Origin of the sequence: Gordonia sp. SL306, from assembly GCF_026625785.1 — a bacterium.
Taxonomy (GTDB): Bacteria; Actinomycetota; Actinomycetes; order Mycobacteriales; family Mycobacteriaceae; genus Gordonia.
This window is the reverse complement of sequence record NZ_CP113063.1, coordinates 3,428,380-3,450,400: the sequence shown is the minus strand read 5'-3', so window position 1 is coordinate 3,450,400 and position 22,021 is coordinate 3,428,380. Positions and strand designations below refer to the sequence as shown.

Below are 22,021 nucleotides of genomic sequence, written 5' to 3'. Positions count from 1 at the left end.
CGGTCAATCCGATGCCGGGAGCGCTTTCGCGGACTTGAGGGTCATCTCGGTGCCATCACAGATGAGGGGTCCCGCACCGGCCGCGGCGCAGAGCAACTCCACGGATTCGTCGGCGTTGACGTAACGCTTGCCTATCAGGATGCCGGGTGCCGAGCCGTCCTTCGCCGGCTGGGTCACCGATTTCACCGGCTGGATTGGCGTTTCACCGCAGATGATCTCGGCGACACCGTCGGCTGGAGCCTTGACGACGACCACCTTCGTCGTACACGTCGGACATGCCAACTGCTCACCCGCGCGCAGCGGCGGGACTCTCGTGGTCATTGCGGATCTCCTCCTTTGCAGCAGTGGTGTGTTTTCCGGCCACGGGCGCGGGGGCCGGGGCCAGGCGCTCGCCGAAAGTATTGAGATCGAACGACTGCCGTGCCAGCCAGAACCGAAGGAAGTTGGTCAACGAGTAGCGCACGAAGACCGCCGACCCGACAATGGCGACAGCCACGCCCGTGAGCGCGATCGTCAGCGCGTCACGCTGGATGAGTGGGTCGGATGTGTTGTGCGACATCAGATACGCGATCACGCCCAGAGCGACGCCGACAACCATGGCAGCCACCCCGAGTCGGACCCAGAGCTGAGATCTGGCAGCAGCGGGATCGGGAATCTTCAGCTTCTCGAGTTCCTGCGTGAATCGTTGCGCCCGGTCGTCAGATGTGGCGGTCATGTGGCACTTCCTAAGTAGAGGTTGGCGAGTTCTTTTCTGAGTGATTCTCCTGGCGGACCCTCGTATTCGACCTGTCCGCGGACCAGAACTGCGGCATGATCGGCCATGTCGAGCACTGCCGAAGCGAACTGCTCGACGACCAAGACGGCGACTCCGTCACGAGCGATCTGGGCCACGTGTTCGTAAAGCCTCTCCACCACGAGGGGGGCCAGGCCCATCGAGAGTTCGTCGAGTAGCAGTACCGCCGGATCTGTTGCCAGCCCCCGCGTGAGGGCGAGCATCTGTTGTTCACCACCTGACAGGGTGCCCGCGGTCTGCGATGCACGTTCCTCGAGGATCGGGAACCTCGAGAAGGCGATATCCTCGATCTGTTCCCGTGATTTTCCGGTGAACGTCATCATCCAGAGGTTCTCGCGTACCGTCAGATTCGGGAACACCCCACGGCCCTCGGGGATCAGACACACCCCGGCCAGCGCCGCATTCCGGGACGCGATGCCGGTCACGTCACGACCGCCGTAGAGAATCCGGCCCGAGTCCACCGGATGCACACCCGCGGCCACTTTCTGGGTCGTCGTCTTGCCTGCGCCGTTGGGACCGAGCAAGGCCACCACTTGGCCCGCGTGAACGCTGATGTCGACACCGTGCAACGCGGTGATGCCCCCGTAGCCGGCGCGGATGTCGCAGAGTTCGAGTAAAGGTGGAATCATGCTGTCCCCAGATAAGCGTCGAGTACCGCGGCGTTCTGGCGCACCGATTCCGGTGGCCCAGAGGTGATGATCGAGCCCAAGTCGAGAACGTGGACCTGGTCACAGACGCTCATGACGAGTTCCATGTCGTGCTCCACCAGCAGGATTGCCACCCCATCGGCAGCCACCTGACGGAGGATCCCCGCGAAGCGCTCGGTCTCCTCGGCATCCTGTCCAGCCGCCGGCTCGTCCAACAGAATCAAATCCGGCCTGGTGGTCAGCGCTCGCGCCACCTCCACCTGACGACCCACACCGGTCGGCAGGGAATCGGCGAGTCGGTCGACATACGCCTCGAGCCGGGCCCGCTCGATGACCCCGTCGACGAGTGCTTTCACATCACGTCCGTGGCGTCGGAGTTCGGCCGCGACGAGCAGGTTGTCGCGGACGCTGAGCCGGCCGAACAGTTCGAGCCCCTGGAACGTCCGGGCCATGCCGCGCTTGGCGCGCTGCGCCGGGCCCAGCCGGGTGATGTCGTTCCCATCCAGAACCACAGAGCCCGTATTCGGCCGCCGTAGCCCACCTATGACGTCGAACAGCGTGCTCTTGCCGGCACCGTTGGGTCCGATCAGGCCGGTGATGTGTCCGCGCTCGGCGGTCAGATGGACACCATCAAGCGCCCGGTGCGGGCCGAAGGACACCGACACATCACTAACTTCCAGCAGCGACGGCACGATCCAACACCTCCTCGTCATCTTCTGTCCATGGCCGGGAGATACCCCACCATTCGACCGGGATCTCGGAGTCATCGGACCCGTCACCGGTATGTGTACGACGTTCGCGCCAAACTGCGACCAGAGGCGTGAGTACCGCTGCGACGACCATTGCCAAACAGAACACGTAGCCGTTGATCACATCGGCGAGCCGCAGCAGCCACGCGACCAGGGTCCACCCCACCAGCGCACCCATCACCACACGATCGGCAAAGGCGAGGTCCCATTGCCTGCGTAGCGCCGCGATGCCCCCCTCCTTGACCGCCCTGGCTCCGAAAGCGATGCCGAGGAGCGCCGGAATCGCCTGGGAGACCTCACGCAGCATCGGCCACAACACGCCGATCGCGTTGAGCGGCCCCGCGAGTGCGGCACCCGTGAAGAGTCCGCTCCCCACCGTTCCCAGTCCCGCCAGGACCACGACCAGGAAGATCGGCAGTCCCGAAATGAAATTGAACTGATCTCCGGTGACTGATCCGAGTTGCATGCCGTACAAGGCGCCCCCGAGTCCGGCCAACGCGGAACTCATACCGAAGACGAGCATCTTCGAGACGAGGAGGTTGCCGCCGAGAGTGGCGTACGCTGCTTCGCTGTCGCGTAGTGCGATGAGTTTCCGCCCGAGGCGACCGCGCCGCAGCAACGCCACGCCGAGCGTGGCCACCGCTAGGATCACGGCCGCGAAAACAGTTGTGCGTTGCGGAGTGTCGATGGCATAGCCGAACAACGTAGGTCCCGGCACCTCGACCGACCCCTGGTCGAAGAACGAGATGTGCATGCCAAAGAGATCGAAGGCCGGAAGGGTGAAGATCCACCGATCGAAGATCACCGCGATCGCGGCCGTACCCAGGGCGAGATACACCCCGGACAATCGAAGTGCCGGCAGTGCGATTGCCGCTCCCACGACGCCGGCTATCACCATGGCCGCAATGATCGCCCACCACTGACCGTTCGCTCCCAGGTGACCACAGACGATCGCACCGATACCGGCAAGCGTGATCTGACACAACGAGATCTGGCCGGCATAACCCGCGAGCGGCACGTATGAGAGGGCAAGCACGCCGAACGCGAAGATCTGACCATAGGTGATCAGGTCGCCGTCGCTGAGCACTGTCGCCAGAATCAGTCCGGACCACACAATCACCAGGGCGAAGAAGATGGTGCCTCGAAGCGACGGCAGCGGCACCGGGCTCAATTGACGGTCACGGCCCCGCAACCGTCCGTGCGGAAAGGCCAATAGCGCGAGCAGCAGCAGGATCGCGGGAGCTGCCAAGCGAATTCCGGGCAGGTAGGCGTTCTGCGGCAGATAGCCCGTCAGATAACTCTCCATGCAACCGACGACGACCGCACCGAGGAAGGTGAGCGGGAGGCTCTTGAGCCGACCGAAGATCGCCGCTGCGTATGCACTGACGATCACCAACGACAGCGACATCGCATCGAGCGCGACCACCGGAGCGATCAGAACGCCACCGATGGCGGCGAGCTCGATCCCCAAGATCCATGCGATCCGGTTGGCACGCACCGGATCTGCGCCGGTGAGGCCGACCAGCGGCCGATCGTCGACCGTGGCACGCATCTCGGTACCTGCCCGGGTCCGGAACAACAGGACACGCAATCCAACAGCCACCAGGATTGCGACGATCATCGTGAGCGCCTGGTGCCAGGTCACCGTCGCACCGAAGACATGCAGCGACTGCTGGTCGGCGAAGAAGACCGGCAGGTTTCGTGGTTCATTCGGATCCCAGATCCATCGAGCCAACGCGATGAGGCCACTCAACAACGCGACCGTCATCACGAGCTTCTCGGCCTCACCGAGAGGCTGCACCGGACGCATCGCGATCTCGACCAGCAGCCCGAACAGGGGCGTCAGCACGCCGAGCACCACGATCAACGACAACCAGACGGGCCATCCCCAGCCGATGCTGAACTGCCAGTAGGTGAATGCCGCCATCATGCCGGCGGCGCCATGGGCGAAGTTGAAGACACCGGTGGTGGTGTAAGTGACGACCAGCCCGCCGCTGATCACTGCGTAGATCGCGGCGGTGCTGAGTCCGACCACGCCGAAGGCGAGGAATTGATCCATTACTGCACGTCACTCATGCTCTTGCCGACATCGGACAACCTCATTCCGTTGCCGTACTGGCCGGTCCACTTCTTCACCGGGATGTTGCAGCGGTATGCCCCCTGGTCGGGGCCGAAGTCGGCTGGCTCCCACCCGTTCGCGGTCGACTTCTCGACGTTGAAACACGGTGACGGCGCCGCACCCGGCGCAAGATTCTGCGGAGCCTGCAGGCCACCCGCGGTCCATTGGGTTTCCTTGGTCGCGGCACCGAGTACGCACGCACGCGTCACATTGTCACCGCAGCTCACCGCCGACTTCGCGAACACCAGCCAGGACGAGAAGGCGCGCAGCGCGGGGAGGGTGATCGTGGCGTCGGGAGCGTACTTCTTGTACAGATCCTTGAGCTGGCTCATCACCGGGTCCGTGCTCTCGATCGGCAGGACTCCGCCGAGATCGACAAGATTGTTCTGCTTCTCTGCCGACGGACCGATCAGGTCGAGGAACGACTGACTGTAAGCGTTGTTGTTCGCATCGATCCAGTCCGGCTTGTAGTTCATGCTGGTCAACACGCTCTCGAGCTTGGCGAGCTGCTTGTAGTCCCCGAAGAAGATCAGACCTTTGACGCCCTTGTTCTTGATCGCCTGCGCATACGGGGTCCAGTCCGACACTCCGGCGGCCGGATACAAGTCGTTGTAGACGAAGGTGCCGCCGGCGGCTTTGACGGTCTCGGTCTGGATGTCACCGAGGACCTTGGTCACCGGCGAGTCCCCGTTGATGATGCCGATCGCATTCGCGGACTGCGGATAAGCGTCCTTCAACAGCCACTCGCGGAATTGATAGTAGGGCAGGTAACCGAAGACCTGCGACGGTGACGCCTGCACGCTGAGGTCCGCGCCGAGTTCGCTCAGCTGCGCGACCTGCGCGGGGAAGTTCGGGAGAAGGCACGACAGCCGTTCCTTGGTACCCAGCGCATCGAGGGCCGCGCCACCGCCGACAAGCGCGAAGTCCTGCTTGCACGCCTCGGACATCTGCTGCCGCACTGCCATGAGTTTCGTGTCCCGCGTCGTCGCCACGAGTTTGCGACCGTTGATCCCACCATTGTCATTGCACCACGACGTGAAAACCTTTGCCGCATCACCGAACTCGGAGTTCTTGGTGAAACCGACGTCAGAGAAGACACCGACCTGGATCTGGTCGTCGGTGACCCCCTGCGCGGTGGCGCCCTTCGCGGATCCGTCCTTGCACACATCGGTCAAGTCACCGAACGAGCTCGAAACGCTCGACGAGGATCCCGCCCCCTCGGCCCCGCTCTCCTCGGTCCCGCTGCCGTCGCGACCGCCACATCCTGTGGCCGCAAACGCGACCACCACGATGGCCGTCGCGAGTATTCGCTGTGCTCTCACCTGATTCTCCTCAATGACGTCTCCGGGCCGGCAAATCCCACCGGGATTCGAGAGCGTCTGGCGAAGGCCGTCGGACTCGGTTCCGAAGCACAGCCGTGGCATCCCTGCTCTCGCTAGTGAGAAACTAGCTTCTCCTAAACGAAGAATCAACAGATTGGGAGATCCAGATCACAGATTTGCCGGCCTCGAGCGGCGCGACGTCGCATAACGCACGCAAGCGCCGCAAGGATCCGTTCGTCCAGGCAACTCGGGTGCCCCGTGAAACATGCGCCAATCCATTGACTCGCGCGGCAACTCGTGAAAACGTAGTATCCGTCAATGAGAATATGATTCTCCGAAGGAGGGCCGAATGCGGCTGACACCATTGCCGGGCGACCAGTGGGACGACGACGTCGATGCCGCACTGGCCGGCATGCTGCCGAAGAGGCGACGGAACCCACAGGGTGCCGGCAATGCACTGGCAACCCTCGTACGTCACCCTGATCTCACCAGGGCATTCATGCCGTTCAACGTGCACCTCTTGTTCGGGTCCACGCTGTCGGACCGGATTCGCGAGGTCGCAATCCTCCGGGTCGCGGAGCTCAATCAGTCGGACTACGAACTCGAGCACCACACGGGTATGGGCCAGGCCGTCGGAATGACCCTCGAGGAGATCGAGCAAGCGCGCACAGGAGTCGCGCTCGACACCGTCGAGCAGCTCGTCCTCGAGGCGGTCGGTGAGTTGCACCGCAACCACGCGATCCTCGACGGGACCTGGAACTCGCTCGCCGAGTACCTCACCGACCGACAGGTGATGGATCTTGTCTTCACGGTCGGCGCCTACTCAACATTGTCCATGGCATTCAACACGTTCGGCATCGAGCCGGATCGCGAACTCCAGCCTGAATACGAAAGGTAAACCATTGGCACACTTCAAGAAACCCGCCGAGGGAAGTTGGACCGAGCACTTCCCCCAGCTCGGGACCGATCCGGTGGACTACACCGACTCGATCGATCCCGAGTTCTATGAGAGCGAACGTGAGGCCATCTTCAAGAAGACCTGGCTCAACGTCGGCCGGGTCGAGCGGCTCCCCAAGAAGGGCAGCTACTTCACGCGCGAACTGGCGGCGGCGAACACGTCCTTGATCATCGTCAAGGGCAAGGACGACGTCGTCCGGGCCTTCCACAACGTCTGCCGACATCGCGGCAACAAACTGGTGTGGGACGACTTCCCCAACGAGGAGACCGCCGGCACCTGCCGGCAGTTCACCTGCAAGTACCACGCCTGGCGATACGACCTCACCGGCGATCTGAGTTACGTCCAGCAGGAGGGCGAGTTCTTCGACCTCGACAAGCAACAGTTCGGCCTCAAGTCGGTCCGGTGCGAGATCTGGGAAGGGTTCATCTTCATCAACCTCGACCCGAACGCCGAGTCGCTGGACGACTATCTGGGCACCTACGGCAAAGGGCTCCAAGGCTATCCATTCCATGAGATGACCGAGGTCTACAGCTACCGCGCCGAGGTCGGCAGCAACTGGAAACTCTTCATCGACGCCTTCGCCGAGTTCTATCACGCCCCCGTCCTGCACCAGAAGCAGGCGGTGAAGGACGAGGCCGACAAGCTCATGAAGGTCGGTTTCGAAGGCCTGCACTACGACTTGCAGGGCCCGCATTCGATGGTCTCGTCGTGGGGCGGCATGGCTCCACCCAAGGATCTGAACATGGTCAAGCCGATCGAGCGCATCCTGCGGTCGGGTCTGTTCGGTCCGTGGGATCGACCCGACATCGAGGGTCTGGATCCGCTGCCGCCTGCCATCAACCCCGCGGGCGCGGTCCCCTGGGGCGTCGACGAGTTCGAGTTCTTCCCGAACATGTCGCTGCTGTGCTGGGCGCCGGGTTGGTATCTGACGTACCACTATTGGCCCACCGCGGTCGATCGGCACATCTTCGAGGCCAAGCTCTACTTCGTGCCGCCGAAGACAGTCCGCGAGCGCCTCGCCCAGGAGCTGGCCGCGGTCACCTTCAAGGAGTACGCGTTGCAGGACGCGAACACCCTCGAGGCGACGCAGAAGATGATCGAGACCCGCACCGTCACCGATTTCCCCTTGTGCGACCAGGAGATCCTCCTGCGTCACCTCCACAAAACGGCCGTCGACCATGTCAAGGAGTACGAAGATGCCAAAGCTGCCAGCTGAATTCGCCGAATTGGAGAAGTACTCGGACTGGTGCCTGCCCACCGAGGCGCAGCGCTATGCGAAGCGGCTCGAGTCGAGCATGGCGGACATGCAGGAGTTCTACGACGCGGCGATGAAACGCCTGGACGACGCGTGCGTCTTCGGTGACAAATTCCCCCTCGACGACCTGCCCGAGGACGTACGTTCGCTGATCCACCTCATGCAGTCGCTGGTGATGGTGTCGTTCCCCGTGGAGGTCTGGAAGCAACCGCGTGTCCCGGACAGCGGAGCCGCCTGGGCCGAACTCGTCGGCGAACCCGTGGTCTGATGGTCACTCTCAAGGCGGCCGGTCTGGTCGACGTCGACGCGGGTGAGCTGATCACCCCGGGCATCATCCGTGTCGACGGCGATCGGATCGTCGGAATCGGTGGCGAGCCCGACGGCGAGATCATCGACCTCGGCGACAACATCCTCCTCCCCGGGTTGATGGACATGGAGGTCAACCTGCTGATGGGTGGCCGGGGCGAACGGCCCGTCTACTCAACGGTCCAGGATGATCCGCCGACCCGGATGCTGCGTGCGGTGGGCAATTCCCGCCGCACGCTGCGGGCCGGTTTCACCACCGTCCGCAACCTCGGACTCTTCGTCAAGACCGGCGGTTACCTGCTCGACGTCGCGCTCGGTCGGGCCATCGACAAAGGGTGGATCGACGGACCGCGCATCGTGCCGGCCGGACATGCGATCACCCCCACCGGCGGCCACCTCGACCCGACGATGTTCGCCGCCTTTGCGCCCCATGTCCTGGACCTCACCCTCGAGGAGGGCATCGCCAACGGCGTCGACGAAGTGCGCAAGGCGGTGCGGTATCAGATCAAGCACGGCGCGCAGCTGATCAAGGTCTGCGTGTCGGGCGGCGTCATGTCGCTCACCGGAGAACCCGGGGCGCAGCACTATTCGTTCGACGAGTTGTGTGCCATCGTCGACGAGGCGCACCGTCGCGGTCTGCGAGTGGCATCGCACACCCATGGCGCCGAGGCGGTCAAGCAGGCTGTGAAAGCCGGTATCGACTGCATCGAACACGGCTTCCTGATGGACGACGAGGCGATCAAGATGCTGGTCGCGAACGATACCTTCCTGGTTCCGACCACCCGGCTGGCCGACGCGATGGATGTCTCGCACTCCCCGCCCGAGCTGCAGGCGAAGGCGGCCGAGATGTTCCCGAAGGCCCGGATCTCGGTGAAGAAGGCGTATGACGCCGGGGTGAAGATCGCGGTCGGCACAGATGCGCCGGCAATTCCCCACGGCAAGAACGCGGACGAACTCGTGGCTCTCGTCGAGCGCGGGATGCCGGCATCCGCGGTACTGCGTGCGGCCACCGTCACCGCCGCCGAGTTGATCCGGGTCGACGACCGCGGCCGGCTGGCCGAGGGGCTGCTCGCCGACATCATCGCCGTTCCCGGAAATCCACTGGAGGACATCACCGTCACGCAAGATGTCCGCTTCGTGATGAAAGGTGGCAAAGTCTTTGTCCAGAAATGACGCATCAAGAAATGACGACCTGATCGAGATCGAGCAACTGCTGGCCAAATACGCGGTCACGATGACGAAGGGCGACACCGACGGCGTGGTGTCGGTGTTCACGCCGGACGGCACCTACAGTGCGTTCGGCGAGGTCTACCCCCTCGACCGCTTTCCCCAACTGGTCGCCGCGGCACCCAAAGGCCTCTTCCTCACCGGAACAGCCCTCATCGACCTCGACGGAGAGAGCGACAACGACACCGCGACCGGCACCCAACCCCTCTGCTTCATCGACCACACCCAGCAGGACATGCGCATCGGCTACTACAACGACACCTACGTCCGCACCGACGTCGGGTGGCGATTGCGCACCAGGGCGATGACGTTCATCCGTCGTAACGGTGAGCACAATTCGGGTCGCCCCCACGCGATCTCCTTCACGGGGGAATGAACACACAGGAGTTCCGGGCGGCGGTGCGCGGGTGGCTCGACACCCATGACCTGTCCCCCGGCGACGACCATTCCTTCGACGCCCAGGTCGCCCAGCTGTCCCGTGTCCGACGTGCGCTCTACGACGCCGACTGGATGCGCTACGGCTGGCCTGCCGAGGTCGGCGGCCTCGGCGGCGAGGCGGTGCTGCGGGCAGTGCTCGGCGAAGAAGTCGCGACACGCAATCTCGCCGAACCCGGCATCTACTCGATGATCGAAGTGCTCGCGCCGACCGTCATCTCCTACGCGCGGCCCGAGCTGGCTGCCGAGATGGTGCCACGATTGCTCAACGGCGACGAGCAGTGGTGCCAGGGCTTCTCCGAACCCGGCTCCGGTAGCGATCTGGCGTCACTGAGTACGCGCGCGGCACCGGATCCCGACTCCGACACGTGGATCATCAACGGCCAGAAGGTATGGACCAGTCTCGCCCAGTTCGCCGCCCGGTGCGTGCTCCTGACCCGCACCGGCCCGGGTCACGAGGGCATCACCGCGTTCTTCGTCGACATGGACACCCCGGGCATCACGGTGCGACCGCTGCGGACGATGCATGGCGTCGACGAGTTCGCCGAGGTCTGGTTCGACGACGTCGTGGTACCGGCCGATCGGATGCTGGGCCGGCCGGGCGACGGATGGCGGGTCGCCATGGACCTGCTGCCACACGAACGATCGACGTGCTTCTGGCATCGCATCGCCTACCTGTACTCCATCCTGGACAATCTTGTGCAGCAGTCGGATCCCGTCGACGACCTCGATCTCGGCGCGGCCTACCTCGCCGCACACACCGTCCGTTCCCGCTCGTATGCGACGCAGCAACGGCTCGGCGCGGGCGGCCGCCTCGGGCCCGAGACGTCGGTCGACAAGGTGCTGCTGGCGACCGCGGAACAACAACTCTTCGACACCTGTCGCGATCTCGTCCCCGGTGCGATCGAGTGGACCGATCCGGTGCTGCGTTCGGAATACCTCTATTCACGTGCGGCGACGATCTACGGCGGCACCGCCGAGATCCAGCGCAACATCATCGCGCGCCGACTACTCGATCTGGGAAAGGGTGACAGTGGATAGCGCCGAACAGGATCTCTTCGCCGACACCCTGCGCAAGGTCATGTCCTCGAGTTCGGGGCCTGTCCTCGACAAGGCGCTCGCCGAACTCGGATGGTCGGAGATGCTAACCGACATCCCCGACGTCGCCATCCCGCTCGTTTTCCGCCTGCTCGGCGAAACCGGCACGCACAGTTCCATTCTCAACGACGTGGTGTTGCTCGACCACGACGGAGAGCCTGGGTCCGTGGTGCCGTTGCCCTTCGTGGGGCACCGGTGGGTGGAGTGGGCGCGAGTGCACGCCGACGGGCATGACTCGATCGATCCGGAGCTACCCCTTCACGAGGTGACGCGGGGCGTCGAGGTCCCGCTCGTGCAGGCACGTCTGGCGCTCGGATGGTGGCTGCTCGGATCCAGCCGCGCCATGCTCGATCTCGCGCGGACCCACGCACTCGACCGCACACAGTTCGGTCGGCCGATCGCCGCGTTCCAAGCGGTTCGTCATCGGCTCGCCGAGACCCTGGTGGCCATCGAGGGGGCCGAGGCCACCCTCCAGGTTGCCCAGGACGACTTCGGCGCGCTTCTCGCCAAGGCAGCGGCCGGTCGGGCCGCCTCGATCACGTCTCGTCATGTCCAGCAGGTCCTCGGCGGGATCGGCTTCACCGCCGAACATCCGTTCCATCGGCATGCCCGCAGGGTGATCATGCTCGACTCGCTGCTGGGCAGTAGTCGAGAGCTGACGCGCGAGGCCGGCGCCCTGATCCGTGCCTCGCAGACCGCTCCGCGGTTGGTCGAGCTCTGAGCACGGGCGTCTCACTCGCTTCGCCATCACGCACCTGGTCATGACACACTTCGGGCCGGCCTCGAATCGAGGCCGGCCCGAAGGGGTTTCCGTGTGTCAGGCGCAGGCAGGAATCTGTCCCCCGTCCCCCTGCACCGCCATCAGCGCGCAGAAGGTGTCGGCGGAGACCTTCCACTTCCCCTCTTCCTTGATCGCCTGGCCGGTCTGACCCGGCATCACCGGGTTCGCCTGCATCAGCAGGTCATACGTGACGTCGGCATGGTCGGCGTCGGTCACCTTCACATCCTTCACCGCCACCGTCGTCTGCATGGACTGCGGATTCTGCGTCAGCCCCTGCAGCACCGGCAGGAACGCGTCGCCGTTCTCGATCAACGCGGCGCGTTCGGCCGGCGGGGTCTGACCGTTGAAGAAGACCACATACGCGTCGGTGATCTCCTTGGTGGTGGCCGGGTCCGCGGCGGCCGCGGCCATCGACGTCGATGCCATCGAACTGGTTGCGCTCGAGCTGGAATCACTCGAGTCCGAGTCGCTACAACCGGCCGCGACGCCGACGATCATGACCGCCCCCGCACACATGGCCAGAGCCCGCGCGGTGAAAGTTCTGCGCATGGTGGTGTCCTTTCTTGTGAACGCTCGATATCACGGGCGCTCAACTGATTCATGAAGCATCGACGGCAGTGGGTGCCGGCGACCGAGTGTGATAATCACATTCTCTCTCTAGAGAATAGGGCAATCACCTGCCCGTTTGTGCCGAAACTGAGAATTTCCTATGAGCAATATTGTTGCCGCGCGGACCATTTGACCCCGGTCGGCAGACTCAGCTCATTCGGCCCTTCATCTCGTCGAGATGGACGAGCACGGGAAACCCACTCATGCTCAGCGCATTTCCGTGTCCGGTCTGATGGATGTCGAACACCGACTGGATCGCCGCATAGAAGCCCTGGACATCGAGCGTCTGGTTGACGGCCCGCTTGGCCTGGCGCAAGGCGAACGGGGGCATGGTCGCGATCCTGGCCGCCATCTCCGCGGTCCGCGCATCGAGCTCATCTCGTGGGACCACCAGGTTCACCATGCCGGTCTGTTCCGCCTCCACGGCCGTGACCGGGCGTCCGGTGAAGAGGATCTCCTTGGCCTTGCGCGGGCCCAGTTCCCAGGTGTGGCCGTGATATTCGACGCCACCGATACCCATCATCACGACGGGATCGGAGAACTTGGCGTCCTCCGATGCGATGATCAGGTCGCAAGGCCAACAGAGCAGAAGACCACCTGCGATGCAACGACCCTGCACCGCAGCGATACTCGGCTTGGGGATGTTGCGCCAACGCAGGCTGTAGTCGAGGTATCGCCGGGCCTCGGTGCCGTAGACCATCTCCAGGGTGATCTTGTCCGGCCTGGGGCCGCCACCGTTGAGGTCGTGTCCGGAGGAGAAGTGCTTACCCTCGCCACGCAGGACGATCACACTGACGTCCGGATCGTCGGCTGCCCTGGTCCACGCCGCGTCCAGCTCGTCGAGGAGCTCGGCGTTCTGGGCGTTGGCCACCTCCGGACGATTCAGCGTGATAGTCGCGATCTTGTCCTTCACGTCATACAAGATGTTCATCTGTGTCCTTCATCGATACCGACTCAGCGCCTGGGTAATCCGAGCACTCGCTCCGCGATGACGTTCCGCTGGATCTCCGAGGTGCCACCGGCGATGGTGTAGCCGAAGCTGCGCGCATAGCGTTCGAACCAACTGGTGTACAGCATCTCGAGGTCCATGTGGTTGTACGGTGCGGTCAGCCCGGGATGCGACAGCCCGTTCTCGCCTGAGGCGGCGAGGGCATGCTCGGTCGCGTTCTGCACGGCTTCCGAACCCATGAGCTTGAGCACCGACAACGCGGGCACATCCTGCTCACCCCGGGCCGCCCGGCCCAGCGCCTTCGAGCCGAGCAACCGGAGCGCATACGAGTCCATCACGAGGGTCGCGTAGCGGTCGCGGTCGAGTACGGTCTCCGGCCGGTAGTCGCGGAGCAGATCCTCCAGACGCTCGGCAAAACTGAGCCACAACAGGGTTCGCTCGTGTCCCAACGATCCGTTGGCGACGTGCCAACCCCCGTTGAGCTCGCCGATCAGATTCTCGGCGGGCACCCGCACATCCTCGAAGAAGACCTCGTTGAAGTCCAGATCCGTGGGCGACGAGATCGCCCCGAACGGGCGGCGGGTGACGCCGGGCAGATCGGTCGGGATCAGGATGGCGCTGATGCCCTTGTGTTTGGGCGCATCGGGGTCGGTGCGCACGAAGGTCAACAGAACGTCGGCGTCATGCGCTCCCGACGTCCAGACCTTCTGTCCGTTCACCACGAACTCGTCGCCCTCGAGTCGCGCCTTGGTGCGTAGGGAGGCCAGATCCGAGCCGGCCCCCGGCTCACTCATCCCCAGCGACGCCGTGATCTCGGCACGCAGGATGCGCACCGCCCATTTGCTCTTCTGCTCCGGGGTCCCGAAGGTCAGCAGCGAAGCCGCGATGATGCCGAGCCCCTGCGGGTTGTAGCTGTGGTAGATGCGCCGCCGTGACAGCTCGACGAGATGGACGTACTGCTGCAGGATTCCGGCGTTTCGTCCACCGAACTCCGGTGAATTCCCGGGCTGTAGCCATCCGTGATCGAATTGCAGGCGTTGCCACTCACGGGCCCAATCCGGTATGTCCGAACTGGATTTCGTCCGACGGCCGGCTTGCGCCTCGGTGGGGAGATGCTCGTCGAGGAACGCGACGAACTCCGCCCGGAACTCCTCGACATCGGCGTCAAAGTTGAGTTGCACGATACTCCTCGGTGATCAATGCCCGGTGTTCGTCCGAACCGCCGAGCATCAGTTCTCCTGCCTTGGCACGCTTGAGTGGGAACTGCAGATCGTTCTCCCACGTGTATCCCATCGCACCGAACAGCTGATAGCCGTTGCGGAACACCAGCGATTGGCACTCTCCCGCCGAGGCTTTCGCCATCGACGCCGCCAACCGCATGTCGGCGCTGCCGGTCGCGATCGTCAACGCGCTGTAGTACGCGAGAGCCCGGGCCCGCTCCACCGCGACGTGCATGTCGGCTGCCTTGTGCTTCACGGCCTGGAAGCTGCCGATCGCGACGCCGAACTGCTGCCGGTTGGTCACATGCTCGAGCGCGAGGTCGAGGATGCGCTGGCAGGCACCGACCATCGTGATGGACAACCCCATCAGCGCGACGGCACGTGCCCGAGCGACATCGGGAACCGGGTTGCGCCGTGAATCCGGTACGCGCACAGACGGAAACGTGACATCAGCGACATGCATCAGCGGATCGAAGCACGGCACCCGCGTCACGATGGCGACCTCCGCGGGGATCACGAACACACCTGCAGCGGTCACCACGGCGAACTGCTCGGCGCGGTCGCCGTCGAGAACGTTCCGGCAGGTACCCGACAGCAACCACCCGTCGTCGTCGAGATGTGCGGTGATACCGGTCGGGACCGCCGCACCCGTCCTGCCGGGTTCGGCCAGCTCCCCGGCCAGTGGCGCGAACTGGGTCACGGTCGCGAGGAACGGCGTCGGATCGGTCGCCGCGCCCATGCCTTCCAGGGCGATGGCGAGCTCGACGGATTCGGCCGGTTCCACCAGTTCCGTCCAGCCCTGATCGACATACGTCGCCCAGAGTGGCGCCGGATCGACGTCCTCATCGACCACCTGCCGGATCCATGCCGGCGAGCATTCCTTCGCCAGCAGCTCCCGTACGGTCTTACCCCATAGCCGCTGGTCGGAATCGAACTCTACGAGCACGGACACTCTCCTCTCGGCTTCCTGTGTGCCCCGACGACTGACGACGACGGAGAGACTGATCTATCCACAAATTGAGAATAGCGTTCTCCATTTCAGAATGTAACACTTTCAACTTGTAGAGCGCCCTTCGCCGCGATGCATTGTTCACTCAGCTAAACTCGGCCTATGCATAGGCAACTCGGCGGGAATCGGGCGCTATGACAAGCGCGAACGAAGAGCCCGCATGGAAGCAGCGCGCAGTCGAGCGGTCGATCAAGACCGCCAAACTGCGTGCCGAACAGCGTGTGCAACGCTTCCTCGACGCTGCGCAGGCGATCATCACCGAGAAGGGCACCACCGAGTTCACGGTGCAGGAGGTCGTCGAGCGGTCGAAACAATCCTTGCGCAGTTTCTATCTTCAGTTCGACGGCAAGCACGAGTTGCTCCTCGCCCTGTTCGAGGACGCCCTCAGCAAGTCCGCCGACCAGATCCGGGCGGCCGCGGCCACCGAGACGGACCCCATCGAACGCGTCCGGGTCGCGGTGACCCTGCTGTTCGAGCTGTCTCGACCGGACCCGAATGCCAAGCGGCCCTTGTTCAGTGACTTCGCGCCGCAACTTCTCCTCACGCATCCGACCGAGGTGCGCGTCGCTCACGCGCCGCTGGTCGCACTGCTGTCAGAATTCCTCGAGGAGGCTTCGGACGAAGACGAACTGCGCGAGGGTCTGAATCCACGGCGCGTGGCCGCGATGGTCATGCAGACGGTCATGTTCATCGCCCAGTCGAGCGCGCCCACCGAGGACCCTGACAACCATCCCATCACCGCCGACGAGGTCTGGGAGTTCTGCGCGCAGGGATTCAGTCGCGACGCCTGACGGCCCGAGAATCATATTCTCATTTTCGCAATCTGCGATTACACTGCCGTCATGGCAACTGACTGGCGCGAGCTGATCTCCGTTCTCGAATTGCATGACTGCACACCGATCGGTGTCGGCGCCCCCGACCGTTCCTCGGCCACCACCGGTGCTTCCTCGGTGTCCACCTCGAGTTGCTACCGCGGCACCAATCTCTCGCTCCCGTATCGGCGCCTGTTCGGCGGGCAGCTGCTCGCGCAGTTCGTGGCCGCGGCCGGCGTGGCCGCCCCGGAGAAGACCATCAGGTCGATACACGCCAACTTCTTGCGAGAGGGGCTGGTCGACGAGGACGTCACCTACCAGGTCGACCACCGACATCGCGGACGTTCCTTCGACACACTTCAGATCAGCGCCACCCAGACCGACCGACTCATCGCCGTGGCGACAGTCGCGATGCACGTCGCCGACGAGGGGCCCGACATCCAGACGATCGATCCCGCCCCTGATCTGCCCGGCGCCGACAACGAGATCACCGTCGGACTGTTGCCCTGGGAGAACCGGTCCTTCGACGACCTCGACGACCCGGCCTCTGCCGCACCGCATCACGAGATGTGGATGCGAACACCTGCGGCCGACGACGACCGTGCGTATCCGTGCGTCGCCGCGTACGCCACCGATCTCACCATCATCGGTACGGCGCTGCGACCGTTGGACGGATTCAGCCAGGGCGGCAACGGAACCGCCTTCCATTCGGCGGTGACCTCACACACGATGTGGTTCCATCGACCCATTCGCACCGACCAGTGGCTCCTGATCCGACAGGACAGCCCGATCATCGCGGGCGGACGGTGTTACGGCCGAGGCGACATCATCACCGAGAGTGGCTCGCTGGTCGCCTCTTTCGCGCAGGAGGCAGTTGTCAGGATGCCGTCGTGACCGCGGCGACCACTTCGCCCGCGGTAGCGGGTGCTGCCACACCGCGCCGCCATCGGTGTGTCCAGTGGGCCACCGGCAACATCGGCGCCCGCTCGCTGCGCGCGATCATCGAGCACCCCCATCTCGATCTCGTCGGGGTGTACGTGACCTCTCTGGAGAAGAACGGAGCCGATGCAGGCGATCTGTGCGGAGTGCCGCCGACCGGGGTGAAGGCCACCGACAGTGTCGACGACATCATCGCACTGACACCCGACTGCGTCCTGTACATGCCCGCTGCGCTCGACGTCGACGACGTCGTCCGGCTTCTCGCGGCCGGGATCGACATCGTCACCACGCGCGGCGAGTTCCAACGTCCCGCGAGCATGGATGCCGACCTGCGTGAGCGTATCGAGCACGCATGCCTCGCCGGTGGTACGTCGATCCATTCGACCGGCAGCAGCCCGGGGTTCATCACCGAGGCGATTCCGTTGGTACTCAGCTCCATCCAGCGCCGCGTCGACAAGATCGCGATCGACGAGTTCGCAGATCTCTCCCGTCGGAACTCCCCCGACCTGCTCTTCGGCATCATGGGCTTCGGCGGCGAGGCGCGCGAATTCGAGGACTACCGTCTGGAGTACCTCCGCGGCAGCTTCGGTCCCTCGCTCCAGCTCGTCGCCGAGTCGATCGGGATGCCGCTGGATTCGGTCGAGGTACACGGTGAGGTCGGGCTGACGACGCGCGAGGTGTCGATCGCCGCGGGTACGCTGCCCGCGGGTTCGGTCGGCGCCCAACGGATCACGGTCTCCGGCATGCGAGGCGGCAGGGAGATCCTCCGTTTCCGCGCCAACTGGTACTGCACGTCCGACATCGAGCCACGGTGGGATCTCCTGGCCACCGGATGGCGCGTAGTCGTGGACGGTGACGCGCCGCTGTCCGTCGACATCAACATGCCGATCGACCTCGATCGGATGGCCGAGACCACGCCCGGCTACACCGCCAACCGAGCGGTGAACGCGGTACGCCACGTCTGCGCGGCCGCTCCGGGTATCCGCACCTCGGTCGACCTCCCGCAGATCGTCGCCGAACTCTCCTGACCCCGCCGACAGCAACACGAATTGCGCCGACAGCAACCGATACCTCGCCGACAGCAACACGAATTGCGCCGACGGCAACCCGTATGTGGTCGACCGTGCGCCGACTCCTCGGCCAAACCCCGCACAGCGCAACAGGTGGTTGCTCTCAACGAAATGCCGGTTGCTGTCGGCGGGAAACGGGTTGCTCTCGGCGAAATTTGGGTTGCTGTCGGCGGGGGGGGTAACCAGGGGTTGGGGCCTAGACGGGGGCGATGAGTTTCTCGGCCGCCGTGTACGGGTCCATCCCACCGGACACCACGGCGTCGACGAGCTCCGACAACGCCGGGTGCATGCGCAGCCGGGTCATCGCGAGTGACAGGATCTGGCCCCGCAATCGGGCCGCGCGGCGCACCGGGTCGTCGTCGCGACGATGATTCTCGATCGCCTCCACCAGCTCGCTCACTCCCTCTCCCCGCGAGGCGACGAGCGTCATCACCGGCACCGACGACTCCATTCGCAGGTCTCGCACCGTCTGATCGGCGCCTTCCCGATCCGCCTTGTTCACCACCAGCAGGTCGGCGACCTCGAGCAGACCGGCCTTCGCCGCTTGGACCGCGTCGCCCGCACCAGGGTTGAGGATGACGACGGTGGGATCGGAGACCGCGGACACCTCCACCTCCGACTGGCCCACTCCCACGGTCTCGACCAGGACGACGTCGTAGTCCAGTGCCTCGAGGAGCCGGATGGCGGCCGGCACCGCAGAGGCGAGACCCCCGAGATGGCCGCGGGTCGCCATCGACCGGATGAACACGTCCCGGTCGTCGATGTGCTGGGTCATCCGGATCCGGTCGCCCAGCAGGGCGCCTCCGCTGTACGGCGAGGTCGGATCGACCGCGAGAACCGCGACACGCTTTCCCGCCGATCGATAGGCGGCGACGAGTGCCGTGATGGTGGTGGACTTCCCGGCACCCGGCGGCCCGGTGATCCCGATAGCGGAGATCGATTGTGCTGCCGGTCCGATCGCCTCCAGCACCATGTCCCGCCCGGCACCCTCGACGAGGGTGAGCAGCTTACCGGCCGCGCGCGCCGATCCGCCTCGCGCGGCCGCCAACTGATCGTCGACGGACGCGCGCAGCGATTTCTCGTCAGCCATGGACCTCGACGACCGTAGCCGATCCGATGCCGCCGCCTGCACACATCGATGCGACGCCGATACCCCCTCCACGCCTTCTCAATTCATAGACCAGCGTGGTCAGCATCCGGGCGCCGCTCGCCGCGACCGGGTGCCCGAGCGAGCACCCGCTGCCACTCACGTTGACGATCTCGGGATCGATGTCGAGCAGCTTCACGCACGCGACGCAGTTCGCGGCGAAAGCCTCGTTGATCTCGAACAGGTCGACGTCCGACAGCGAGAGTCCTGCGCGCTTCAGCGCTTTCGGGATCGCGGTCACCGGCGACAGGCCGGTCTGTGCCGGATCGACACCCACCGACGCCCACGACCGAACCGTGGCCAGCGCCGGAAGTCCGAGTTCGTCACTGGCGATCGCGAGTACCGCAGCCGCGTCGTTCGCGCCGCTGGCGTTACCCGCGGTGATGGAGAAGCCCTCGATCTCGGGGTGGAGAGGTTTGAGCGATGCCAGCTTCTCCATGCTCGTCTCCCGCCGCGGATGTTCGTCGACGGAGAACAGACCGTGGACGGTCTTGATCGGCACGATCTCGTCGTCGAAGCGCCCGGCATCGATCGCGGCGATCGCGTTGCGATGCGAGCGCAGCGCCCACTCGTCCATCTCGGTCCGCGAGATACCCGCCGCAACAGCCGAATTCCAACCGACGGTGATCGACATGTCCTTGTTCGGCGCGTCAGGCTGATTGGGATGGGTCGGCGACATCCAGGGCTCGATCCACTCCTCACCCACCCGGAACTTCGACTTCGGCGAGGTGGACGCGGAATTGACGCCCCCGGCCAGGATCAAGGTGTCCATGCCTGCCCGGATGCTGCCGGCGGCGGTCTGCACCGCGGCCAGCCCGGCCGCGCAATGCCGGTTGACCGCGAGGCCCGGGACGTCGACCAGGCCGGCCGTGATCGCGGCGTGACGCGCGATCACGCCGCCGCCGTAGAGGCCCTCGCCGAGGATCACGTCGTCGACGGGGGCCGAACCCAGCTCCTCGACGACGGCCGCGACGGTGTGTTCGGCGAGGTCGAAGGCATCGGTGTCGCGCAGTGTTCCCTTGAACGCGGTTCCGATCGGCGTCCGGCGAGCGGAAACGATGACGGCTTCAGGCATTGTTCTTCTCCAGTTCGGGGTTCTGCTCAGCGGTTGCCAGGTCATTCATCAGATTGCGGCGCAGCAGTTTTCCGGTTTCGGTGCGCGGCAGGACGGGTGTGAACACGATCGAGTCCGGCGTCTTGGACGAGCGCAACCGGTCGCGGACCCAGGCCCTGATCTCCTCGGCGTCTCCCTCGCCGACGACGACGGCCACCAGCCGTTGTCCCCACTCCGGGTCTGCCACACCGACGACGGCCGCCTCGGCGACCGCGGGATGCTCCATCAACACGTCCTCGATCTCGGCAGGCGCGATGTTCTCACCGCCCCGGATGATGGTGTCGTCGGCCCGGCCCTCGATGTAGAGGTACCCATCGTCGTCGAGGCGGCCGAGATCACGTGTCGGAAACCAGCCCTCGCCGTCGAGCACGCTCCGGCCGCCGTACTCACCCGAGATCTGATCGCCCCGGACGAACACGAGCCCCTCGTCCCCCGCCGGCAGTTGCTCGCCGTTCTCGTCACGGATGGTGACCTCGATGCCGGGTAGCGGTCGTCCCACGGAACCGAGACGACCGCGGATCGCGGCATCGTCGGATTCGATGGCCACCCGGTGGTCGTCGGGAGCGAGCACCGCGATCGAGGACGCGGTCTCGGTGAGTCCATAGGCATTCACGAAATTCGTGTCCGGCAGCGCCCGCAGCGCACCCTCGATCACGGATCGGGGCGTCCGCGCGCCGCCATAGGCGAGATTCTTCAGCGAGGGCAGCCCCACACCGTCGGCAGGCAACGCGTCGATCACCCGGGCGAGCATCGTCGGCACCAGCATGGCGTGGGTGACCGACTCGGATCGCACCGTGTCGATCCATTGCGCGGCATCGAATCCCGTCGCGTAGACGATCCGACGGCCGGTGTAGAGATTGGACATCAGGTTCGTGAGTCCGGCGATGTGATAGGGCGGCACCGCGACGAGCGCCGCGTCCTCGACCGCCGCGGAGTTGAACTCGAGTGTGTTGAACACATACGCCAACAGATGCCGTTGGCGTAGGACCGCCGCCTTGGGCTCCGACGTCGTCCCGCTCGTGTAGATCACGACGGCGACCGAGTCGGGATCCGACAGGTCCGCGGTGAGCTCGTCTGGTGCCGGATCGGGACGATCGTCGAGACCGGTGAGCCAGCGGTCGAGCTCGCCCGATCGCAGGATCACCGCGTCGGGATGCTTGCCCTCGAGTCCCGCGAGCGCGGTGTCGCTGAGCCGGTAGTTGAGCGGCACGAACGGGATACCCGCGAATGCCGCCCCGAAGAGCGCCACCGGGTAGGCGAGGTCGTTGACGCCTTCGTAGAGCACCGCCGAGTGCCCGGCGAACGAATGTGCCGCTCGCCGCGCCAGCACGGCGAGTTCCACCGCGGTCACGGAGCGTCCGCCAGAGGTGATGACCAATCTGTCATCGACTTCTGACGTCATTTCGAGGATCATGGTGATGTTCATGAGAACATTATTCTCTCAGAGAGAGAGTCTTAGTCG

At 64.7% G+C, this 22,021-nt stretch carries 23 protein-coding genes; 10 read left to right on the top strand and 13 right to left on the bottom strand.

Annotated elements, in window-relative coordinates; all coding sequences use genetic code 11:
• Nucleotides 1–3: 3 nt before the first annotated feature.
• From OVA31_RS15770 to OVA31_RS15745, 6 genes are read right to left on the bottom strand one after another with little or no spacing between them, the layout of a single operon-like run.
• Nucleotides 4–321: a hypothetical protein gene (locus OVA31_RS15770; RefSeq protein ID WP_267627556.1), complete on the bottom strand. Its 318-nt coding sequence runs from the start codon at nt 319–321 to the stop codon at nt 4–6.
• Nucleotides 287–715 (bottom strand): hypothetical protein, encoded by a 429-nt coding sequence (locus tag OVA31_RS15765; RefSeq protein WP_267627555.1) that lies wholly within the window; start codon nt 713–715, stop codon nt 287–289. Before OVA31_RS15765 ends, OVA31_RS15770 begins: the two co-directional genes overlap by 35 nt.
• Complete coding sequence (locus tag OVA31_RS15760; RefSeq protein WP_267627554.1) at nt 712–1,422, bottom strand: ABC transporter ATP-binding protein; 711 nt, start codon at nt 1,420–1,422, stop codon at nt 712–714. The genes OVA31_RS15765 and OVA31_RS15760 overlap by 4 nt, the downstream gene beginning before the upstream one ends.
• On the bottom strand, nt 1,419–2,132 hold the full coding sequence (locus tag OVA31_RS15755) for an ABC transporter ATP-binding protein (RefSeq protein WP_267627553.1): 714 nt from the start codon (nt 2,130–2,132) through the stop codon (nt 1,419–1,421). Before OVA31_RS15755 ends, OVA31_RS15760 begins: the two co-directional genes overlap by 4 nt.
• Nucleotides 2,110–4,248, bottom strand: coding sequence for an ABC transporter permease (locus OVA31_RS15750; RefSeq protein ID WP_267627552.1), 2,139 nt, complete (start codon nt 4,246–4,248; stop codon nt 2,110–2,112). The genes OVA31_RS15755 and OVA31_RS15750 overlap by 23 nt, the downstream gene beginning before the upstream one ends.
• Nucleotides 4,248–5,630: an ABC transporter substrate-binding protein gene (locus OVA31_RS15745; RefSeq protein WP_267627551.1), complete on the bottom strand. Its 1,383-nt coding sequence runs from the start codon at nt 5,628–5,630 to the stop codon at nt 4,248–4,250. The genes OVA31_RS15750 and OVA31_RS15745 overlap by 1 nt, the downstream gene beginning before the upstream one ends.
• A 349-nt stretch (nt 5,631–5,979) precedes the next feature.
• On the opposite strand from OVA31_RS15745, the gene OVA31_RS15740 reads away from it, so the two are divergent.
• The 7 genes from OVA31_RS15740 to OVA31_RS15710 are packed head-to-tail and all read left to right on the top strand — an operon-like array spanning nt 5,980 to nt 11,630.
• Nucleotides 5,980–6,528 (top strand): carboxymuconolactone decarboxylase family protein, encoded by a 549-nt coding sequence (locus tag OVA31_RS15740; RefSeq protein ID WP_267627550.1) that lies wholly within the window; start codon nt 5,980–5,982, stop codon nt 6,526–6,528.
• Nucleotides 6,529–6,532: 4 nt separating this feature from the next.
• Complete coding sequence (locus OVA31_RS15735) at nt 6,533–7,804, top strand: aromatic ring-hydroxylating oxygenase subunit alpha (RefSeq protein WP_267627549.1); 1,272 nt, start codon at nt 6,533–6,535, stop codon at nt 7,802–7,804.
• Nucleotides 7,785–8,111, top strand: coding sequence for a hypothetical protein (locus OVA31_RS15730; protein WP_267627548.1), 327 nt, complete (start codon nt 7,785–7,787; stop codon nt 8,109–8,111). The genes OVA31_RS15735 and OVA31_RS15730 overlap by 20 nt, the downstream gene beginning before the upstream one ends.
• On the top strand, nt 8,111–9,322 hold the full coding sequence (locus tag OVA31_RS15725; protein WP_267627547.1) for a metal-dependent hydrolase family protein: 1,212 nt from the start codon (nt 8,111–8,113) through the stop codon (nt 9,320–9,322). The genes OVA31_RS15730 and OVA31_RS15725 overlap by 1 nt, the downstream gene beginning before the upstream one ends.
• Nucleotides 9,309–9,752 carry a nuclear transport factor 2 family protein gene (locus OVA31_RS15720; RefSeq protein WP_267627546.1) on the top strand — a complete coding sequence of 148 codons (444 nt, stop codon included), beginning with the start codon at nt 9,309–9,311 and terminating at the stop codon, nt 9,750–9,752. Before OVA31_RS15725 ends, OVA31_RS15720 begins: the two co-directional genes overlap by 14 nt.
• Nucleotides 9,749–10,852, top strand: a complete 1,104-nt coding sequence (locus tag OVA31_RS15715) for an acyl-CoA dehydrogenase family protein (RefSeq protein ID WP_267627545.1) — start codon at nt 9,749–9,751, stop codon at nt 10,850–10,852. Before OVA31_RS15720 ends, OVA31_RS15715 begins: the two co-directional genes overlap by 4 nt.
• Nucleotides 10,845–11,630, top strand: coding sequence for an acyl-CoA dehydrogenase family protein (locus OVA31_RS15710; protein ID WP_267631555.1), 786 nt, complete (start codon nt 10,845–10,847; stop codon nt 11,628–11,630). The genes OVA31_RS15715 and OVA31_RS15710 overlap by 8 nt, the downstream gene beginning before the upstream one ends.
• 96 nt (nt 11,631–11,726) lie before the next feature.
• Here the strand turns inward: OVA31_RS15710 and OVA31_RS15705 are convergent, their stop codons facing one another.
• From OVA31_RS15705 to OVA31_RS15690, 4 genes are all read right to left on the bottom strand, one after another.
• A complete protein-coding gene (locus OVA31_RS15705; RefSeq protein ID WP_267627544.1) occupies nt 11,727–12,239 on the bottom strand; it encodes a hypothetical protein in 513 nt (170 codons plus the stop codon).
• A gap of 208 nt (nt 12,240–12,447) precedes the next feature.
• Nucleotides 12,448–13,230 carry an enoyl-CoA hydratase gene (locus OVA31_RS15700; RefSeq protein WP_267627543.1) on the bottom strand — a complete coding sequence of 261 codons (783 nt, stop codon included), beginning with the start codon at nt 13,228–13,230 and terminating at the stop codon, nt 12,448–12,450.
• Nucleotides 13,231–13,253: 23 nt separating this feature from the next.
• Nucleotides 13,254–14,429: an acyl-CoA dehydrogenase family protein gene (locus OVA31_RS15695; protein WP_267627542.1), complete on the bottom strand. Its 1,176-nt coding sequence runs from the start codon at nt 14,427–14,429 to the stop codon at nt 13,254–13,256.
• Nucleotides 14,413–15,414, bottom strand: coding sequence for an acyl-CoA dehydrogenase family protein (locus OVA31_RS15690; protein ID WP_267627541.1), 1,002 nt, complete (start codon nt 15,412–15,414; stop codon nt 14,413–14,415). The genes OVA31_RS15695 and OVA31_RS15690 overlap by 17 nt, the downstream gene beginning before the upstream one ends.
• Nucleotides 15,415–15,611: 197 nt before the next feature.
• Here OVA31_RS15690 and OVA31_RS15685 point away from each other — a divergent pair, with 197 nt between their 5' ends.
• From OVA31_RS15685 to OVA31_RS15675, 3 genes are read left to right on the top strand one after another with little or no spacing between them, the layout of a single operon-like run.
• Entirely contained in the window at nt 15,612–16,268 is a 657-nt protein-coding gene (locus tag OVA31_RS15685) for a TetR/AcrR family transcriptional regulator (RefSeq protein ID WP_267627540.1), read from the top strand.
• A gap of 51 nt (nt 16,269–16,319) precedes the next feature.
• Nucleotides 16,320–17,183: an acyl-CoA thioesterase gene (locus OVA31_RS15680; protein WP_267627539.1), complete on the top strand. Its 864-nt coding sequence runs from the start codon at nt 16,320–16,322 to the stop codon at nt 17,181–17,183.
• Nucleotides 17,180–18,256, top strand: a complete 1,077-nt coding sequence (locus OVA31_RS15675; protein WP_267627538.1) for a dihydrodipicolinate reductase — start codon at nt 17,180–17,182, stop codon at nt 18,254–18,256. The genes OVA31_RS15680 and OVA31_RS15675 overlap by 4 nt, the downstream gene beginning before the upstream one ends.
• A gap of 238 nt (nt 18,257–18,494) precedes the next feature.
• Here the strand turns inward: OVA31_RS15675 and meaB are convergent, their stop codons facing one another.
• The 3 genes from meaB to OVA31_RS15660 are packed head-to-tail and all read right to left on the bottom strand — an operon-like array spanning nt 18,495 to nt 21,985.
• Entirely contained in the window at nt 18,495–19,388 is an 894-nt protein-coding gene (gene meaB / locus OVA31_RS15670; protein ID WP_267627537.1) for a methylmalonyl Co-A mutase-associated GTPase MeaB, read from the bottom strand.
• Nucleotides 19,381–20,520: a thiolase family protein gene (locus tag OVA31_RS15665; RefSeq protein ID WP_267627536.1), complete on the bottom strand. Its 1,140-nt coding sequence runs from the start codon at nt 20,518–20,520 to the stop codon at nt 19,381–19,383. Before OVA31_RS15665 ends, meaB begins: the two co-directional genes overlap by 8 nt.
• On the bottom strand, nt 20,513–21,985 hold the full coding sequence (locus tag OVA31_RS15660) for a class I adenylate-forming enzyme family protein (protein ID WP_267627535.1): 1,473 nt from the start codon (nt 21,983–21,985) through the stop codon (nt 20,513–20,515). Before OVA31_RS15660 ends, OVA31_RS15665 begins: the two co-directional genes overlap by 8 nt.
• Between the last annotated feature and the right edge of the window lie 36 nt (nt 21,986–22,021).

Excerpts from the sequence above, each read along its gene's own strand:
- OVA31_RS15660 (WP_267627535.1), bottom strand. The coding sequence starts at position 21,985 with ATGAACATCACCATGATCCTCGAAATGACGTCAGAAGTCGATGACAGA.
- OVA31_RS15765 (WP_267627555.1), bottom strand. The coding sequence starts at position 715 with ATGACCGCCACATCTGACGACCGGGCGCAACGATTCACGCAGGAACTC.
- meaB (WP_267627537.1), bottom strand. The coding sequence starts at position 19,388 with ATGGCTGACGAGAAATCGCTGCGCGCGTCCGTCGACGATCAGTTGGCG.
- OVA31_RS15725 (WP_267627547.1), top strand. The coding sequence starts at position 8,111 with ATGGTCACTCTCAAGGCGGCCGGTCTGGTCGACGTCGACGCGGGTGAG.
- OVA31_RS15760 (WP_267627554.1), bottom strand. The coding sequence starts at position 1,422 with ATGATTCCACCTTTACTCGAACTCTGCGACATCCGCGCCGGCTACGGG.
- OVA31_RS15730 (WP_267627548.1), top strand. The coding sequence starts at position 7,785 with ATGCCAAAGCTGCCAGCTGAATTCGCCGAATTGGAGAAGTACTCGGAC.
- OVA31_RS15685 (WP_267627540.1), top strand. The coding sequence starts at position 15,612 with ATGACAAGCGCGAACGAAGAGCCCGCATGGAAGCAGCGCGCAGTCGAG.
- OVA31_RS15700 (WP_267627543.1), bottom strand. The coding sequence starts at position 13,230 with ATGAACATCTTGTATGACGTGAAGGACAAGATCGCGACTATCACGCTG.
- OVA31_RS15715 (WP_267627545.1), top strand. The coding sequence starts at position 9,749 with ATGAACACACAGGAGTTCCGGGCGGCGGTGCGCGGGTGGCTCGACACC.
- OVA31_RS15665 (WP_267627536.1), bottom strand. The coding sequence starts at position 20,520 with ATGCCTGAAGCCGTCATCGTTTCCGCTCGCCGGACGCCGATCGGAACC.
- OVA31_RS15740 (WP_267627550.1), top strand. The coding sequence starts at position 5,980 with ATGCGGCTGACACCATTGCCGGGCGACCAGTGGGACGACGACGTCGAT.
- OVA31_RS15680 (WP_267627539.1), top strand. The coding sequence starts at position 16,320 with ATGGCAACTGACTGGCGCGAGCTGATCTCCGTTCTCGAATTGCATGAC.
- OVA31_RS15705 (WP_267627544.1), bottom strand. The coding sequence starts at position 12,239 with ATGCGCAGAACTTTCACCGCGCGGGCTCTGGCCATGTGTGCGGGGGCG.
- OVA31_RS15770 (WP_267627556.1), bottom strand. The coding sequence starts at position 321 with ATGACCACGAGAGTCCCGCCGCTGCGCGCGGGTGAGCAGTTGGCATGT.
- OVA31_RS15750 (WP_267627552.1), bottom strand. The coding sequence starts at position 4,248 with ATGGATCAATTCCTCGCCTTCGGCGTGGTCGGACTCAGCACCGCCGCG.